General features: G+C 61.4%; 13 protein-coding genes. 6 read left to right on the forward strand and 7 right to left on the reverse strand.

What is annotated here, in order from left to right; genetic code table 11:
* Window positions 1-17 precede the first annotated feature (17 nt).
* Entirely contained in the window at window positions 18-965 is a 948-nt protein-coding gene (locus I9H07_RS03440; RefSeq protein WP_236424365.1) for a LysR family transcriptional regulator, read from the reverse strand.
* A 159-nt stretch (window positions 966-1,124) separates the two neighbouring features.
* Between I9H07_RS03440 and I9H07_RS03445 the strand changes: the two genes are divergently transcribed.
* From I9H07_RS03445 to I9H07_RS03455, 3 genes are all read left to right on the forward strand, one after another.
* Entirely contained in the window at window positions 1,125-2,651 is a 1,527-nt protein-coding gene (locus I9H07_RS03445) for a CoA-acylating methylmalonate-semialdehyde dehydrogenase (protein ID WP_236424367.1), read from the forward strand.
* A gap of 229 nt (window positions 2,652-2,880) precedes the next feature.
* Window positions 2,881-3,771 carry a 3-hydroxyisobutyrate dehydrogenase gene (gene mmsB / locus I9H07_RS03450; protein WP_024672022.1) on the forward strand — a complete coding sequence of 297 codons (891 nt, stop codon included), beginning with the start codon at window positions 2,881-2,883 and terminating at the stop codon, window positions 3,769-3,771.
* 113 nt (window positions 3,772-3,884) lie between these two features.
* Window positions 3,885-5,855: a TonB-dependent receptor domain-containing protein gene (locus tag I9H07_RS03455; RefSeq protein ID WP_236424369.1), complete on the forward strand. Its 1,971-nt coding sequence runs from the start codon at window positions 3,885-3,887 to the stop codon at window positions 5,853-5,855.
* 226 nt (window positions 5,856-6,081) lie between these two features.
* On the opposite strand, the gene I9H07_RS03460 is transcribed toward I9H07_RS03455, so the two are convergent.
* Both I9H07_RS03460 and I9H07_RS03465 read right to left on the reverse strand, forming a co-directional pair.
* Complete coding sequence (locus I9H07_RS03460; protein ID WP_236424393.1) at window positions 6,082-7,416, reverse strand: sensor histidine kinase; 1,335 nt, start codon at window positions 7,414-7,416, stop codon at window positions 6,082-6,084.
* Between the two features lie 29 nt (window positions 7,417-7,445).
* On the reverse strand, window positions 7,446-8,210 hold the full coding sequence (locus I9H07_RS03465; protein WP_236424371.1) for a response regulator: 765 nt from the start codon (window positions 8,208-8,210) through the stop codon (window positions 7,446-7,448).
* A 293-nt stretch (window positions 8,211-8,503) separates the two neighbouring features.
* Here I9H07_RS03465 and ggt point away from each other — a divergent pair, with 293 nt between their 5' ends.
* Entirely contained in the window at window positions 8,504-10,231 is a 1,728-nt protein-coding gene (gene ggt / locus I9H07_RS03470) for a gamma-glutamyltransferase (RefSeq protein WP_024672316.1), read from the forward strand.
* A 67-nt stretch (window positions 10,232-10,298) separates the two neighbouring features.
* Here ggt and phnE read toward each other — a convergent pair whose 3' ends face one another.
* Genes phnE through I9H07_RS03490 form a run of 4 tightly spaced genes read right to left on the reverse strand, consistent with a single transcriptional unit; the run spans window position 10,299 to window position 13,529 of the window.
* Window positions 10,299-11,066, reverse strand: coding sequence for a phosphonate ABC transporter, permease protein PhnE (gene phnE, locus I9H07_RS03475; RefSeq protein ID WP_024672315.1), 768 nt, complete (start codon window positions 11,064-11,066; stop codon window positions 10,299-10,301).
* On the reverse strand, window positions 11,063-11,890 hold the full coding sequence (locus I9H07_RS03480) for a PhnE/PtxC family ABC transporter permease (RefSeq protein WP_236424373.1): 828 nt from the start codon (window positions 11,888-11,890) through the stop codon (window positions 11,063-11,065). The genes phnE and I9H07_RS03480 overlap by 4 nt, the downstream gene beginning before the upstream one ends.
* Window positions 11,884-12,681, reverse strand: a complete 798-nt coding sequence (locus I9H07_RS03485; protein WP_236424374.1) for a phosphonate ABC transporter ATP-binding protein — start codon at window positions 12,679-12,681, stop codon at window positions 11,884-11,886. Before I9H07_RS03485 ends, I9H07_RS03480 begins: the two co-directional genes overlap by 7 nt.
* Window positions 12,678-13,529, reverse strand: coding sequence for a putative selenate ABC transporter substrate-binding protein (locus I9H07_RS03490; RefSeq protein WP_058824286.1), 852 nt, complete (start codon window positions 13,527-13,529; stop codon window positions 12,678-12,680). Before I9H07_RS03490 ends, I9H07_RS03485 begins: the two co-directional genes overlap by 4 nt.
* A gap of 231 nt (window positions 13,530-13,760) precedes the next feature.
* Between I9H07_RS03490 and selD the strand changes: the two genes are divergently transcribed.
* Window positions 13,761-14,795 (forward strand): selenide, water dikinase SelD, encoded by a 1,035-nt coding sequence (selD, locus tag I9H07_RS03495; RefSeq protein ID WP_236424376.1) that lies wholly within the window; start codon window positions 13,761-13,763, stop codon window positions 14,793-14,795.
* Window positions 14,795-15,895 carry a tRNA 2-selenouridine(34) synthase MnmH gene (mnmH, locus tag I9H07_RS03500; RefSeq protein WP_236424378.1) on the forward strand — a complete coding sequence of 367 codons (1,101 nt, stop codon included), beginning with the start codon at window positions 14,795-14,797 and terminating at the stop codon, window positions 15,893-15,895. Before selD ends, mnmH begins: the two co-directional genes overlap by 1 nt.
* Window positions 15,896-15,909 lie beyond the last annotated feature (14 nt).

The raw sequence follows: 15,909 nt of genomic DNA on the forward strand, positions 1-15,909 counted from the left end.
GGGCAACCTTTTGCGCATCACCCGACGAACCGTGCCGCCGCCACTTCCCCCAACAAAAAACCCTTATTCAACTCCGTCACCTCCCGAATGTAATCCCACAACAACGTGATCCGCTTCAACTTCCTCAAGTCCTCTCGGCAGTACATCCAGAACTGACGCGTAATGTTCACGTCATCCCCTAGCACCGGCAGCAACCTTGGGTCCTGAGCGGCTAGGAAGCACGGCAGGATCGCCAGTGCGCGGCCTTGCAGGGCGGCGGTGTATTGGGCGATGACGCTGGTGCTGCGCAGTTGCGCGTGGGCGTTGGGCAGCAGGTTGCTCAGGTACAGCAGCTCGGAGCTGAACGCCAGGTCGTCGACGTAGCTGATGAAGACATGTTCGGTCAGGTCGGCCTTACGCTGGATCGGTGGATGGTTGTCCAGATATTCCCGGGTTGCGTACAGGCGCAGGCTGTAGTCGCAGAGTTTGCAGCACACGTAGGGGCCATGTTCCGGGCGTTCCAGGGCGATGACGATGTCGGCTTCGCGCTTGGACAGGCTGATGAAGTGCGGCAGCGGCAGGATATCCACCGAGATGCTCGGGTAACTGTCGAGGAAGTGGCTCAACTGCGGGGTGATGAAGAAGCTGCCAAAACCCTCGGTGCAGCCCATGCGGATATGCCCGGACAACGCCACGCTGGAACCGGAAACCTGTTCGCAGGCCATGTGCAGCGTGCTTTCTATGGATTCGGCATAGCCCAGCAAATGCTGACCTTCGGCGGTCATGATGAAGCCGTTATTGCGCGACTTTTCAAACAGCAATGTGCCGAGCGATGTTTCCAGCGAGTTGATGCGGCGCGACACGGTGGTGTAGTCGACGGCCAGGCGTTTGGCGGCGCTGCTGACTTTTCGGGTGCGTGCCACTTCGAGGAAAAATTTCAGGTCATCCCAGTTCAACAGGCTGAGGGAGGTGATGTTTTTTTGCATGTTGACCCTGCTTTTATCTGCGTTCTTATTAGAAGTTTGCACATCTATACTCCAAAGCACGCGTCCTGACCAACTCAAAAACAATACTGTCGGGAGACCACGAGCATCCACCGAGAAACGCTGCGGATGGCGTGGTTTACTGAAGGGAGAACAGCTGAAATGAATGCCTCGCTGGACATCACCACGACCTCGGTAGCCCGCGTCAAACTGCTGATCGATGGTCAATGGATCGACTCGCAAAGCAGCGAATGGCAAGACATCGTCAACCCGGCGACCCAGGAAGTGCTGGCGCAGGTGCCCTTCGCAACGGCCGCTGAAGTAGACGCTGCCGTTGCGGCTGCGCATCGGGCTTATCGCACCTGGCGTGAGACGCCCATCGGTGCCCGCATGCGCATCATGCTCAGGTTGCAGGCGCTGATACGCGAACACTCCAAACGCATTGCGGCGGTGTTGAGCGCCGAGCAGGGCAAGACCCTGGCCGATGCCGAGGGCGATATCTTTCGCGGCCTTGAGGTGGTCGAGCACGCCTGCTCGATAGGCACGCTGCAAATGGGCGAGTTCGCCGAGAACGTGGCCAGTGGCGTCGACACCTACACCTTGCGCCAACCCATCGGCGTGTGTGCCGGAATCACTCCGTTCAACTTCCCGGCGATGATTCCGCTGTGGATGTTTCCGATGGCGATTGCCTGCGGCAATACGTTCGTCCTCAAGCCTTCCGAACAGGACCCGCTGTCGACCCTGCTACTGGTCGAGCTGGCGATCGAGGCGGGCGTGCCTGCTGGTGTGCTCAATGTGGTGCACGGCGGCAAAGAGGTGGTGGATGCGATCTGCACGCACAAGGACATCAAAGCTGTTTCCTTTGTCGGTTCGACCGCTGTGGGCACGCATGTTTATGAGCTGGCCGGTCGGCATGGCAAGCGCGTGCAGGCGATGATGGGCGCGAAGAATCATGCGGTAGTACTGCCCGATGCCAACCGTGAGCAGACGCTGAATGCGCTGGTCGGTGCGGGCTTTGGTGCGGCGGGGCAGCGCTGTATGGCGACCTCGGTGGTGGTGCTGGTCGGCGCGTCGAAACAGTGGCTGCCGGACCTCAAAACGCTGGCGCAGAATCTCAAGGTCAATGCGGGTCACGAGCTAGGCACCGATGTCGGGCCGGTGATTTCCCGGCGGGCGAAGCAGCGCATTCTCGATCTGATCGAAAGCGGTGTGCGTGAAGGCGCGACCCTTGAGCTGGATGGTCGGGAAGTGTCGGTGCCGGGTTATGAAGGCGGCAATTTTGTAGGGCCGACCCTGTTCTCGGGTGTCACCACCGACATGCAGATCTACACCCAGGAAATCTTCGGCCCGGTGCTGGTTGTGCTGGAGGTCGACACCCTTGACGAGGCCATTGCGCTGGTCAATGCCAACCCGTTCGGCAACGGCACCGGCCTGTTTACACAAAGCGGTGCCGCGGCGCGCAAGTTTCAAAACGAGATCGATGTCGGTCAGGTAGGCATCAATATTCCGATTCCTGTGCCGGTGCCGTTTTTCAGTTTCACCGGCTCGCGGGGTTCCAAGCTGGGTGATCTGGGGCCGTATGGCAAACAGGTCGTGCAGTTCTACACTCAGACCAAGACCGTCACCAGCCGCTGGTTTGACGACGACAGCGTGAATGACGGCGTGAATACCACGATCAATCTGCGTTGATCGTTCTAAACACGTCTAGCTGACCCTCGTGACACCGCTCTGCGTTGACATGCATTTTTGGACACTCTGCGTCTGATCTGAGCGCGCGGCGCAGTGCAGATGTGTGACGCGGAGCGTCACGAAAGGCGCTCCCACGCTGGAGCGTGCGGAACGAGAGGTGTCTGCTCCACTTAGCGTGAATCAGTCGGGCTTGCTTATAACGGCTAGGGCCATACCAGGGAGAACAACAATGAACATCGCATTTATCGGTCTGGGCAACATGGGTGCGCCCATGGCCCGCAACCTCATCAAAGCCGGGCATCACTTGCAATTGTTCGATCTGAACAAGAACGTACTGAGCGAATTTGCCGAGCTGGGCGCACAGACCAGCGATTCGCCCAGGCAAGCTGCCGAAGGCAGTGAGCTGGTCATCACCATGTTGCCCGCCGCCGCGCATGTACGCAGCGTGTACCTGAATGACGACGGTGTGTTGAACGGCATCGCGTCCGGTGTTCCGGCCGTCGATTGCAGCACCATCGATCCACAGACCATCCGCGACATTGCCGCCATTGCCGCGCAACAACATGTCGTATTGGGCGACGCGCCGGTGTCGGGCGGGACCGGTGGTGCGCAGGCCGGGACGTTGACGTTCATGGTCGGCGGTTCGGCGCAGCACTTTGCCGTGCTCAAACCGGTGCTGGAGCAGATGGGCCGCAACATCGTGCATTGCGGCGACGTAGGCACCGGGCAGATCGCCAAAATCTGCAACAACATGCTGCTGGCGATTTCCATGATCGGCGTGTCTGAATCAATGGCGCTGGGTAATGCGCTGGGTATCGACACCGAGGTGCTGGCCAGCATCATCAACACCTCGACGGGCCGTTGCTGGAGTTCCGAGGCGTACAACCCCTGGCCCGGCATTGTCGAAACCGCGCCGGCATCGCGGGGTTACAGTGGCGGCTTTGGTGCCGAGCTGATGCTCAAGGACCTGGGGCTGGCAACCGAAGCGGCGCGTTCGGCGCATCAACCGGTAATACTTGGCGCAGTGGCCCAGCAGTTGTATCAGGCGATGAGCCTGCGCGGCGATGGCGGCAAGGACTTTTCGGCGATTATCGAGGGGTACCGAAAAACAGCGCGTTGATGGCAATGACCTCGGGACGACAGAACTGTCCCGAAAGTTGTCACACTTTGTCCAACCTTCCTGAATGCAGATGCATACGATTCTCTTTTACTTGTGAATCGTAAGGAAGCTCCATGCATTCTCCTCTTCGTTTGCGGCCTGCGGCTGTGATGGTCAAACTCGCGCTGGCCTGCCTGGCAGCCGGCCACGCTCATGCTGCCGAGCTCGCGATCGAGCCTGCCAATGTGCTGTCGCTTGACGATGTTGTGGTCACGGCTTCCGGTTTCGAGCAGAACCTGGAGGATGCACCCGCTTCGATGACGGTGATTACCGGCGACGAGTTGCGCAAGAAATCCTTTCGCGACCTGACCGATGCGTTGCGTGACGTCGAGGGCGTGACCGTCAATGGCGGGGCCAACGAAACCGACATCTCCATTCGTGGCATGCCCGCCGATTACACGCTGATTCTGGTCGACGGCAAACGTCAGAGCGCCCGTGAATCGCGGGTCAACGGCAACAGTGGTTATGAACAGAGCTTCATTCCGCCCGCCGAGGCCATCGAACGTATCGAAGTGGTTCGTGGGCCCATGTCATCGTTGTACGGTTCGGATGCGATTGGCGGGGTGATCAACATCATCACGCGCAAGGTCACGTCAGAGTGGGGTGGCTCGGTCACTTACGATTACTCGGCGCGCCAGCACAGCGATCAGGGCAACGCGCGTCAGACCCAGTTCTTCCTCAGTGGCCCGATCAAGGAAGATGTGTTGGGGCTGCAGGTCTGGGGACGCTATCTGGATCGTCAGGCCGACGACGACGTCGAAACAACCAACGGTTTCAGCAAGGCTGATCATCGCGACTTGACGGCACGTCTGTCATTCACGCCGACCATCGACCACGACATTCTTCTGGAGGCCGGGGCCACGCGCCTCAAGAACGGCGATGGCGTGAGCGCCAACTGGGCCACCCGTGAGCAGGAAAACAACCGCGATCACTGGTCGATTTCGCATCAGGGCCGCTGGGGCTGGGCGACTTCGGACGTGTCGCTGGCGTATGAAAAATCCAGCCGCGAAGGCGAAGCCAGCGCGTCTCAGACGGACGTATTGGGGCGCAAGCCTGAAGTTGAAAACAGGGTGCTCGACGCCAAGCTGGTGATGCCCACCGAACGCAATATCACCACCACCGGCCTGCAGTGGAACGACACCACCGTGACCGACTGGAATCAGGGGCTGGGCGACCGCAAGGACTACGAGTTTTCGGTGGTGCAGAAGGCGCTGTTCGCAGAAAACGAATGGTCGGTGACCGATACCTTTGCGCTGACCACCGGCCTGCGCATGGACCACCACGAACAGTACGGCGTGCATTTCAGCCCAAGGGTTTATGGCGTGTGGCGCGCCACCGATGACTGGACCATCAAGGGTGGTGTGGCACGAGGTTTCAAGGCTCCCGAAGTACGGGCCGTGGTGCCGGGGTATTCGTACCTGCGTCGCAACCGGTTCGTGATGTTCGGCAACCCGGACCTCAAGCCGGAAACCAGCACCAACTACGAGCTGTCGGCGCTGTGGTCCAATCGCAATGACCTGTCGGCGGGCGCGACGGTGTTCTACAACGACTTCCAGGACAAGCTCTCCACCGTGACCACCACCGAGGTGTGGAACGGTTTCATCGTCATGGACCGGGTCAATGTCGACAAGGCCGTCATCAAGGGCGTCGAGCTGAACGGTCGCTGGGAGATCACGCCTGCGGTTGCGATCAAGGGCAATTACACCTACACCGATTCCGAGCAGAAAAGCGGCGCCAACGCCGGTGCCCCGTTGGCACTTACGCCCGAGCAGAAAGCCAATGTGCGTGTCGAGTGGGCACTCAACGACCGTACTCAGCTATGGGCCTCAACCAATTATTATGGCAAGGAGTACGGCAACACACTCACCGACGAGGCCGCGCCGGGCTACACCACGGCCGACTTCGGCGGCTCTTATGAACTGAGCAAAGACATCTCGCTCAACGCCGCGCTGTATAACGTGGCAGACAAGCGGCTGGATGACGAGACCTACGGCACCGTCAATTATGGCCGGACACTCTGGGCGAGCACTACTGTAAGGTTTTGAGGCCGCACCTCTTGCTCTGCATTCAAGATCGGACGCAGAGCGTCCAGAACGGCATGCCAACGCGGAGCGTCGCACGATAGTTGAAATTATCGTTCCCTACGCTCCAGCGTGGGCATGCCTTGGGTGACGCTCTGCGTCACAGATCTGCGCCACCATGCATTCAAGATCGGACGCAGAGCGTCCCGAACTCATGCCAGCGCATAGCATTGGCATGAGAGTCTGTTCATCAGCCCGCCGGCAACCGCACCACGGCACACAACCCCGCTGGCGGGCGGTTTTCCAGGGTGAGTTCGCCGCCGTGGGCCTGCACGCAGGCGCGGGCGATGGCCAGGCCAAGACCGAGCCCGTCGCCCTGAGGGCGGTCTGTGCCGGTCTGGCTCAGTTGCACGAAAGGTTCGAACACTTGAGTCAGCCATGCCTGTTCAATGCCCGGGCCGTGGTCGAGGACCTCCAGGCGAATGTCCCCGTCAGGTGTCTTGAATAAGCCGACCGTCGCATCACCGGCGTGCTTCAGCGCGTTATCGATCAGATTGGTCAGCGCACGCTTCAGTGCCAGAGGCCGGCAGCGACACACAACTTCACGTGCACCGTGCCAGCCAATCGGCGTTCCCATAGTCGCGTAACGCTTGGCCAGATCATCGAGCAGGGCGGTCAGTGACAGGTCTACCGTGGCTTCCTGCACAGCATCACCGCGCACGAAGTTCAGTGTCTCGCGCACCATTGCACGCAGCTCATCAAGGCTTTCAAGCATGTCGGCGCGCGCTGGGCCGTCTTCGAGCAACTCCAGTTGCAGGCGCAATTCGGTGATCGGTGTGTTCAGGTCATGACTGATGGCGGCCAGCATGCGTGTGCGACCTTCCACATGGCGGGCAATGCGCGCCTGCATGATGTTGAACGCCCTGGTCAGATCGCGGGCCTCCTGCGGGCCGGACAGCGGCAGCGGCGGTATCCATTCACCGCGGCTGACGCGTTCGGTTGCCTTGGCCAGCGTCTTGACCGGTTGCACGATACGGCGCATGAAAAACACCACGATCAGCAACACCGGAATGGTGGTTACCGGGAGGGTGTAAGCCAGCATGCGGCCCCATTCATAGCCGCCCGCCGGGTGCTGGATGGCGTTCAGGTACGAGCCGTTCAGCAGGTCGATGCTGGTGCGCAGTCGCAAGGGCGCCCAGCCCGCAGCAACGAATACGTGCTCGCGTGCCGGGCCGCCACTGATGCGCTCAAGCTGCATGCCGATGGTGGTTGCGGACGGCAGCGTCAGACGCTGACTCAGGTCGGCGACCAGTCGATATTCTTCGGCGCGCATGTTCAGCGTGTCGGCGATGGGCCTGGCAGACACCCACAGCTCCGAGTCCGGCGTCTGCATGGCGGCCAGCAAGCGTGAAGCATCTTCAGCCGACAAGCCCTGTGTGGCGTGGTAGGCGGTGATCAGCCGCTCGATGGCCAGAGTGCGCGACAGCGGATGAATCAGCGCGCCGGTACGTTGCAGATACAGCATCGCGATAGCATTCGAGGCCAGCAAGGCAAGCAACAGCAACAGGGCCAGTTGCTGCGTCATGCGTCTGGGCCAAAGTCGGCTCAGCACGCTCATGCGTCGAGCGCTTCGACAGTGGCCGCGAGCATGTAGCCGTCACCCCAGACAGTGCGCAACAGCTCGGGCTCAAGCGGGTTGTCATCGAGCTTGCGGCGCAGGCGGCTGATTTGTCGGTCGATGGCGCGGTCGTAGACTTCGCAGCCCGGGCGCGCGGTCAGGTCAATCAGGCGCTGGCGACTGAGAATGATATTGGGGTGGGCGAGTAATACGCCGAGCAGGCGGCTCTCCACCGTGCTGAGCCTGACCGCCGAGCCGTTACTGCGCAGCAGGGTCCCGGTGCCTGTCATGAAACTCAGGCCCGCGAATGCATAGTGTTGCGTCGGCGCAGACGGCGCGTCGATGGAGGCAGCCTGCATTACCGTTCGGGTCGGCCCGCGTCTGCGCAACACGCTGTTGATGCGGGCCACCAGTTCACGCGGTTCGAACGGCTTGGTGATGTAGTCGTCCGCTCCGATGTCCAGGCCGCGCACCCGGTCAGCGGAAGTGTCGCGTGCGGTGAGCAGAATCACCGGGAGGTTCTCGCGTCGATGCAGACGGCTGCACAGTTCGAACCCGTCGCCGTCCGGCAACATCACGTCCAGCACCACGACATCGAACGGCAGTTGCTTGAGCAGTTGCCACATGCCCGCCGCATCCTCTGCCGTGCGCACATCGAACAGGTGGCGGCGCAAATAGACGGCCAGCGGATCGCGAATCTTGCGGTGGTCGTCCACGACGAGTACACGCGGAGCAGGGCGAGGCTGGGGAGAGGCGCACATCTTCATGTTCCTGCGCTACGACTGGGGATGATTCTCATTGAGTGGCGCGATTTTATCCCATTTGTGACGGGTAAGTCGCCGCACGGCGAAAAGCCATTATTTGACAGGGGCGACAGATGGCGGGTGTCGGGATTTTTACGCTAGGTAAACGCGAAAGAAACGGCTACTTTGGACCTCGTCAGATCCGCGCAGGGATGCCCGGTACGCCTCGATAAGAAGCACCGCATCCTTCGTCCAGAGGCTGGCGCTGCACTTATCAAACGTCCCTGACTCAGAAAAAGAAGAGATCGATCATGAAGTTCGAACCCCTCGCCAGGTCGCTGATCGCGACGGCATTGATTGTCGCGTATTCCCCCACATTCGCCGCGTCACAAGCCCCTGTTGCTGCCGAAAACGGCATGGTCGTGACCGCCCAACAGCTGGCCACCCACGTGGGTGTCGATGTGCTCAAGAATGGCGGCAATGCGGTCGATGCCGCTGTTGCAGTCGGCTACGCGCTGGCAGTGGTTTATCCCGCAGCCGGTAATCTGGGCGGTGGTGGTTTCATGACCATTCAACTGGCAGACGGGCGCAAGACCTTTCTCGACTTCCGTGAAAAGGCCCCGTTGGCCGCCACCGCCAACATGTACCTGGACAAGGACGGCAAGGTCATCCCGGACCTGAGCGCCAAGGGCCATCTGGCCGTCGGTGTACCGGGTACCGTGTCCGGCATGGAAATGGCGCTGAGCAAATACGGCACGCGCAAGCGTGAGGAAGTCATCGCGCCGGCGATCAAGCTGGCCGAGGACGGTTTCGTGCTGGGGCAGGGCGATGTCGACATGCTGTCCAGCGCCACCGATGTGTTCAAGGCGGACATGGCGGATTCCGGTTCGATCTTCCTCGACAAGGGTCAACCGATGCAGGTTGGCCAGAAACTGGTGCAGAAAGACCTCGCCAAGACCCTCAAGGAAGTTTCCGAGAAGGGCAGCGACGGTTTCTACAAAGGCTGGGTCGCCAAGGCGCTGGTCGATTCGAGTCAGGCCGGCAAGGGCATTATCACCCAGGCGGACCTTGATCATTACAAGACCCGCGAGCTGGCACCGGTCGAGTGCGATTATCGCGGCTACCACGTTGTATCGGCGCCGCCACCGAGTTCCGGCGGTGTAGTCATCTGCCAGATTCTGAATATTCTGGAAGGCTATCCGATGAAAGAGCTGGGCTTCCGCTCGGCGCAGGGGATGCATTATCAGATCGAGGCAATGCGTCATGCCTACGTTGACCGCAACAGCTATCTGGGCGACCCCGACTTCGTCAAGAATCCGGTCGAGCATCTGTTGGACGTCAACTACGCGGCCAAATTGCGCGCAGCCATCGAGCCGCAAAAAGCCGGTGATTCGAACAAGATCAAACCAGGCGTCGCGCCCCATGAAGGCAGCAACACCACGCATTACTCGATTGTCGACAAATGGGGCAACGCGGTCTCGGTGACCTACACCCTGAACAACTGGTTTGGCGCGGGCGTCATGGCCAGTAAGACCGGTGTGATTCTCAACGACGAAATGGATGACTTCACGGTCAAGGTCGGCGTACCCAACATGTACGGACTGGTGCAGGGCGAAGCCAACGCCATCGCGCCGGGCAAGACGCCGTTGTCGTCGATGAGCCCGACCATCGTCACCAAAGACGGCAAGACGGTCATGGTCGTCGGTACGCCGGGCGGCAGCCGCATCATCACGGCAACCCTGCTGACCATGCTCAACGTCATCGACTACGGCATGAACATTCAGGAAGCGGTGGACGCGCCGCGTTTCCATCAGCAGTGGCAGCCTGAAGAAACCAACATCGACACCTTCGCGGTCAGCCCTGACACGCTGAAGATTCTCCAGAGCTGGGGCCATAAGTTTGCCGGTCCGCAACCGCTCAACCATGTGGCGGCGATTCTGGTCGGTGCGCCTTCGCTGGGTGGCAAACCGGTCGGTAACAACCGCTTCTACGGTGCCAACGACCCGCGTCGCAACACCGGGTTGTCACTGGGTTACTGAGTTGCTCTGCTGATCACGCCACGGCCCTGAGCTTCAGGGGCGTGGCGTTTTTGTTTCTGCTGCCGGGTCAGTTGCGCACCCAGCGCTGGCGGCTCCAGCTGCTCAACGCATCGACGGCGAACACCAGGATCAGCATCGCCAGGATCACGCTGCTGGCCTGCGCTTCCTGAAACAGGCTGAGGCTGACATAGAGCATCTGCCCCAGTCCGCCTGCGCCGACAAAGCCCAGCACGCTGGCCATGCGAATGTTGTTTTCCCAGCGGTACAGCGTGTAGGCCAGCAACTGCGGCCACAGATCGGGCAGGGTGCCGTAGACGAATGCCTGCCAGGCGCTGCCACCGTGCAGACGAATCGCAGCGGCGGGCTCCGGCGAGGTATTTTCCAGCGCTTCGGCAAACAGTCGGCCGAGTACGCCTGTGGTATGCAGCGCCAGTGCCAGCGTGCCCGCATTGGGTCCGAGCCCGGCAGCCAGCACCATTAGCACCGCCCACACCAGTTCGGGGATGGCGCGCAGCGCATTGAGCAGCAAGCGACTCAGGCTGCGCAGCGGCCAGCCCAGCCGCCCGGCCGCGGGCAACGCCAGCAGCAGACCGGCGATGGCTGCCAGCAACGTTCCCAGCGCCGACATGGCCAGGGTTTCCAGCGCGCCCTTGGCGATTGCCTGCACATGATCGCCGCTGAGATCCGGGCTCATGAAGCGCAACGCATAACGGCCCATTTGCGTCAGGTTGTCGTGACTGCCCAGCGTGAACAGGTCCATGCCGAGGTACAGAAACGATCCGGCCACCGCTGCGACCATCGCCAGCAACAGCAGCACGTTGCCTGCGCGCCTCATGTGAACTGCCTGCGCAGCAAGCGACTGAGCTGGTCGGCGAGCAGCACCAGCAGCAAGAAGGTCAGCAGCATGCTCGCCACCTCATCGCCTGCGAACATACGCATCGACAGATCGATCTGCTGCCCCAGTCCGCCTGCGCCGACAAAGCCCATGACCACAGAGGCCCGCACTGCGCACTCCCAGCGATACACGGTGTAAGAGGTCAACTCGGCTGCGACATTGGGCAGGATGCCATAGGCCAGCGCCGCGAGCCGTCCGCTGCCCGACTGGAGCAGAGCGTGGGCCGGACGCTGATCCACTGATTCGAAAATCTCGGCGTACACCTTGCCGAGCATGCCCGCATACGTAATGGCGATGGCCAGCACGCCGGCGGTGGGGCCGAGGCCGACCGCGCGCACGAACAACAGCGCCCAGACGATTTCCGGCACGCTGCGCAGGAAGATCAGGATACCGCGCACTGGCCAGCGTAAACATTGGCCCGGCCAGCCGGGACGCCCGCCACGCGAAACCGCCGAGAGCGAAAGCGCCTTGCTGGCGAGCAGGCTTGCCGGTACAGCCAGCAGCAGCGCCAGAGCAATACCGGCAGTGGCGATGGCGAGGGTTTGCAGGGTGGCATCCAGCAGCAGGCCGAGGAATTCTGCGGAATGCGCAGGAGGCCAGAACCCGGCGAGAAAATTGCCCATCGTTTTGGCGTTATCGGCTTGCAGCAGTACAAACGGATTCAGTTCGGCCAGACGAATGCCCGGCCAGAGCAGTGCGATGGCCAGCAGCGCCAGCAACAGGCGGGGTGCAGCCGCCGGGTCGCGCTGGTCCCTACTCAGCATCGTGGCGCCCATGCCGTTGCTGCTACGTCGGAAGGCTTTTGAGGGCTCAGTTGTTCATTGGCATACAGCGTGTCGAGGTGTTGCCGTTCGACCTCGCTGGCCGGGAGGTCGAAGTGGATGCGTCCATCACGCACACCGATGATGCGCGGAAAGTGCGCCAGCGCCAGCTCTACGGCGTGCAGGCTGGCGACCAGCGTCACGTGGTGCTCGATGGCGTGCTGACACAGCAGCGAGAGCGTGTGATCGGCCAGACGCGGGTCCATCGCCGACACCGGCTCGTCAGCCAATAACAGTTCAGGCGCCTGATACAAGGCGCGAGCGATGCCGACGCGTTGCAACTGCCCGCCGGATAACTGCTGACAGCGCTCGAACAGTTTGTCGGCCAGGTCCAGACGCGCCAGCACCGCGCGTGCGCCGGGCACGTCCAGTGGATGCAGCAGGTTCAGCAGGCTTTTGCCCAGCCCCCATTGCCCCAGCTTGCCCGCCAACACCGCCGTGACCACGCGTTGGCGCGGCGGTAACGGCGGTGCTTGATGGATCAGCGCGATGCGGCTGCGCAACCGCTGGCGTTGCCTGCTGGAAAGTTGCCAGGGATTTTCCCCCAGCACTTCCAGGTGCCCGGCGCTGGGCGGCAGCGCGCTGGCCAGCAGGTTGAGCAAGGTGGTCTTGCCCGCCCCGGAAGGCCCGATAATCGCCACCCGCTCGCCGCGCTCAATGCTCAGGTCCAGCCCGCGCAGCGCCAGCGTGCCATTGCTGTGGCGCAGGTCGATGGCGGACAGACGCAGGGTCATTTCAGCAGGTCGGCAGCGCGTGCGGCTTCTTCGATGCCCTTGTAGTTCTCCGGCTTGGTCTCGATGAAGCGGCTGGCGGCCTGCAAATCGAGAATCGCCTTCTGCTCGGGGTTGGCCGGGTCGAGGTCAAGAAATGCCTGTTTGATCTTCGCCGCCAGCGCCGGGTCGAGGCTGCCGCGCACGGTCCAGTTGTAGTCGAAATAAGTCGGCGTGGTCTCGAAGACGTGAACCTTGTTGGTGTCGACCTTGCCGCTGGCGACCAGTTTGTCCCACACACTGGCATTCAGTACGCCCGCATCGACCTTGCCGGCCTGAACCCAGGCGGCGGTCGCGTCATGTGCGCCGGAGTAGGCAACGCGGCTGAAGAACGTCTCCGGCTTGATGTTTTCCTTGAGCATGAAATAGCGCGGCATCAGGCTGCCGGACGTCGATGACACCGAGCCGAAGGCAAACGTCTTGCCCTTGAGGTCGGCGAGGCTCTTGACGCTCGGATCGGAGGTGATGAATTTGCTGGTGAATTTGGCGTCCTGTTCGCGCTGTACCAGCGGCACAGCGTTGCCGGTCTTGAGGTTGACCTGAACAAAGGTGAAGCCGCCCAGCCAGGCCATGTCGAGCCGGTCGGTAGCCAGCGCTTCAACCACGGCCGGGTAATCCGCTACCGGGACGAACTCGACTTTCATGCCCAGTCGTTGTTCCAGATAAGCCCCCAGCGGTTTGAACTTGCGCAGCAGTTCGGTAGGCGCTTCGTCGGGAATGGCCGAGACGCGCAGGGTATCTGCGGCGTGACTGGTCAGCGCGGAGAAGGACAGGGCAAGGCCGGCGGCGAGCGCCAGGGTACGCTTGAGCATGGAAGTTCTCCGGTTCAATAGCGGAAAAATAGGAAAAAGGCCGCATGGGTGAGCAGCAGCGTTTTACAGGGTTCGGTGTCGGTGTGCGGGGATTATAAGAGGCACGGCGAGAAAGGCCAGTTCATCAGGCTTTCCGCCTTGATGCACAACCGGCGGGCGACGCGGTTTGCGCTGATACGCGAACAGCCCCTAGACTCCGCAGCCTGTTTCCCGCTTACCGAGAGTGTCGCGATGAATGAGCCAATCCGCCTGACCCAATACAGTCACGGCGCAGGGTGTGGCTGCAAGATTTCTCCCAAAGTGCTGGACGTGATTCTCGCCGGCAGCGGCGCGCAGAACCTCGATCCGAAACTCTGGGTCGGCAATGCCTCGCGTGACGACGCAGCGGTTTACGCGCTGGACGACGAACGCGGCGTGGTGTCGACCACTGACTTCTTCATGCCCATCGTCGATGATCCGTTCGACTTCGGTCGCATTGCTGCCACCAATGCCATCAGCGATATCTATGCAATGGGCGGCGACCCGCTGATGGCCATCGCCATTCTCGGCTGGCCGGTCAACCTGCTGCCGCCCGAAGTGGCCCGCGAAGTGATTCGCGGCGGTCGTGCCGTGTGCGACGCTGCCGGTATCCCGCTGGCCGGCGGCCATTCCATTGATGCGCCGGAGCCGATCTTCGGCCTGGCCGTCACCGGTGTGGTGCAGAAAAAGCACATGAAACGCAATGACACCGCCCAGGCCGGCTGTACGCTGTACCTGACCAAGCCTCTGGGCATCGGCATCCTCACAACTGCGGAAAAGAAGGCAAAGCTGCGCGAGGAGGACGTCGGTCTGGCACGCGACTGGATGTGTACCCTGAACAAGCCGGGCAGCCGCTTCGGCAAGCTGGCCGGTGTGATAGCCATGACCGATGTCACCGGTTTCGGCCTGCTCGGGCATCTGGTTGAAATGGCTGACGGCGCAGGCCTTACCGCTCGTCTGGATTACGCCGCTGTGCCGCGCCTGGCCGGCGTCGAGCACTACATCGCCGAGGGCTGCGTGCCGGGCGGCACATTGCGCAATTTCGACAGTTATGGCGACAGGATCGCGGCTTTGAGCGATGCCCAGCGCGACCTGTTGTGCGACCCGCAGACCAGCGGCGGCCTGCTGGTCGCGGTCAGCCCTGAAGGCGAAGCGGAGTTTCTCACCGTCGCTGCCGAACTGGGCCTGCTGCTTAACCCTATTGGCACCTTGCTTGAGCGACAGACCCACGCCGTCGAGGTGTTCTGATGGCCGACAACAGCAGCGACTACCGCGCACTCTTTCTCAACGATGTGCCGATGATGGATGCCCGCGCCCCGGTGGAGTTTTCCAAGGGCGCGTTTCCGGGCGTGATCAATCTGCCACTGATGAACGACATCGAGCGGCAGAAGGTCGGCACCTGCTACAAGCAACAGGGGCAGGACGCTGCGATCCAGCTCGGGCATCAATTGGTCTGCGGTCAGGTCAAGGACGAACGGGTCGAGGCCTGGGTCGAATTTGCCAGGGCCAACCCGGATGGCTACCTGTATTGTTTTCGCGGCGGTCTGCGTTCACAGACCGTGCAGCGCTGGCTGAAGGACGCTGGAGTCGATTACCCGCGCGTTCTTGGCGGCTACAAGGCGATGCGCACGTTCCTGCTGGATACCCTGCACGAGGCGGTGACCGAGTGTGAGATCGTCGTGCTCGGTGGAATGACCGGCACGGGCAAGACCGAAGTATTGACGCAACTGCGCAATAGCGTGGACCTGGAAGGCATCGCCAATCATCGCGGCTCCAGCTTCGGCAAGCGTGCAACGGGGCAACCGGCACAGATCGACTTCGAGAACCGTCTGGCCATCGACCTGCTCAAAAAACGTGCCGCCGGTATCCAGCAATTCGTTATTGAAGACGAAAGCCGTCTGGTGGGTAGCTGCAACGTACCTCTGGAGCTGCACCAGGCCATGCAAAGCTGCCCGATGGTCTGGCTGGAAGACAGCTTCGAACATCGCGTCGAGCGCATTCTGACTGATTACGTGGTCAACCTTTGCGCCGAGTTCATCAGCGTCAAGGGCGAAGAATTTGGTTTTGGCCTGTTCGCTGATCGCCTGCTGCAAAGCCTGAACAACATCCACAAACGCCTGGGCGGCGAGCGTCATCAGCGTTTGCTGTTGGTCATGCAGGCGGCGCTTGAGGCGCAACAGCGCAGTGGTGATGTGGAACTTCACCGGGGCTGGATCGAAGGTTTGCTCGGCGAATACTACGACCCGATGTACAGCTATCAACGCGAACAGAAAGCGGCCCGCATTGAGTTCGCGGGCAATCAGATGGAAGTGTCGCGTTATTTGAATGAGCGTGCATCGCGCGGTTAGCTGCGAGGCCTCTA

The sequence above is a fragment of the Pseudomonas syringae genome, from assembly GCF_023278085.1.
GTDB classification, from domain to species: domain Bacteria; phylum Pseudomonadota; class Gammaproteobacteria; order Pseudomonadales; family Pseudomonadaceae; genus Aquipseudomonas; species Aquipseudomonas syringae_Q.

What these genes read in the sequence shown, in the direction of transcription:
- I9H07_RS03440 (WP_236424365.1), bottom strand. Translation starts at nt 965, where the DNA reads ATGCAAAAAAACATCACCTCCCTCAGCCTGTTGAACTGGGATGACCTG.
- I9H07_RS03445 (WP_236424367.1), top strand. Translation starts at nt 1,125, where the DNA reads ATGAATGCCTCGCTGGACATCACCACGACCTCGGTAGCCCGCGTCAAA.
- mmsB (WP_024672022.1), top strand. Translation starts at nt 2,881, where the DNA reads ATGAACATCGCATTTATCGGTCTGGGCAACATGGGTGCGCCCATGGCC.
- I9H07_RS03455 (WP_236424369.1), top strand. Translation starts at nt 3,885, where the DNA reads ATGCATTCTCCTCTTCGTTTGCGGCCTGCGGCTGTGATGGTCAAACTC.
- I9H07_RS03460 (WP_236424393.1), bottom strand. Translation starts at nt 7,416, where the DNA reads ATGACGCAGCAACTGGCCCTGTTGCTGTTGCTTGCCTTGCTGGCCTCG.
- I9H07_RS03465 (WP_236424371.1), bottom strand. Translation starts at nt 8,210, where the DNA reads ATGTGCGCCTCTCCCCAGCCTCGCCCTGCTCCGCGTGTACTCGTCGTG.
- ggt (WP_024672316.1), top strand. Translation starts at nt 8,504, where the DNA reads ATGAAGTTCGAACCCCTCGCCAGGTCGCTGATCGCGACGGCATTGATT.
- phnE (WP_024672315.1), bottom strand. Translation starts at nt 11,066, where the DNA reads ATGAGGCGCGCAGGCAACGTGCTGCTGTTGCTGGCGATGGTCGCAGCG.
- I9H07_RS03480 (WP_236424373.1), bottom strand. Translation starts at nt 11,890, where the DNA reads ATGCTGAGTAGGGACCAGCGCGACCCGGCGGCTGCACCCCGCCTGTTG.
- I9H07_RS03485 (WP_236424374.1), bottom strand. Translation starts at nt 12,681, where the DNA reads ATGACCCTGCGTCTGTCCGCCATCGACCTGCGCCACAGCAATGGCACG.
- I9H07_RS03490 (WP_058824286.1), bottom strand. Translation starts at nt 13,529, where the DNA reads ATGCTCAAGCGTACCCTGGCGCTCGCCGCCGGCCTTGCCCTGTCCTTC.
- selD (WP_236424376.1), top strand. Translation starts at nt 13,761, where the DNA reads ATGAATGAGCCAATCCGCCTGACCCAATACAGTCACGGCGCAGGGTGT.
- mnmH (WP_236424378.1), top strand. Translation starts at nt 14,795, where the DNA reads ATGGCCGACAACAGCAGCGACTACCGCGCACTCTTTCTCAACGATGTG.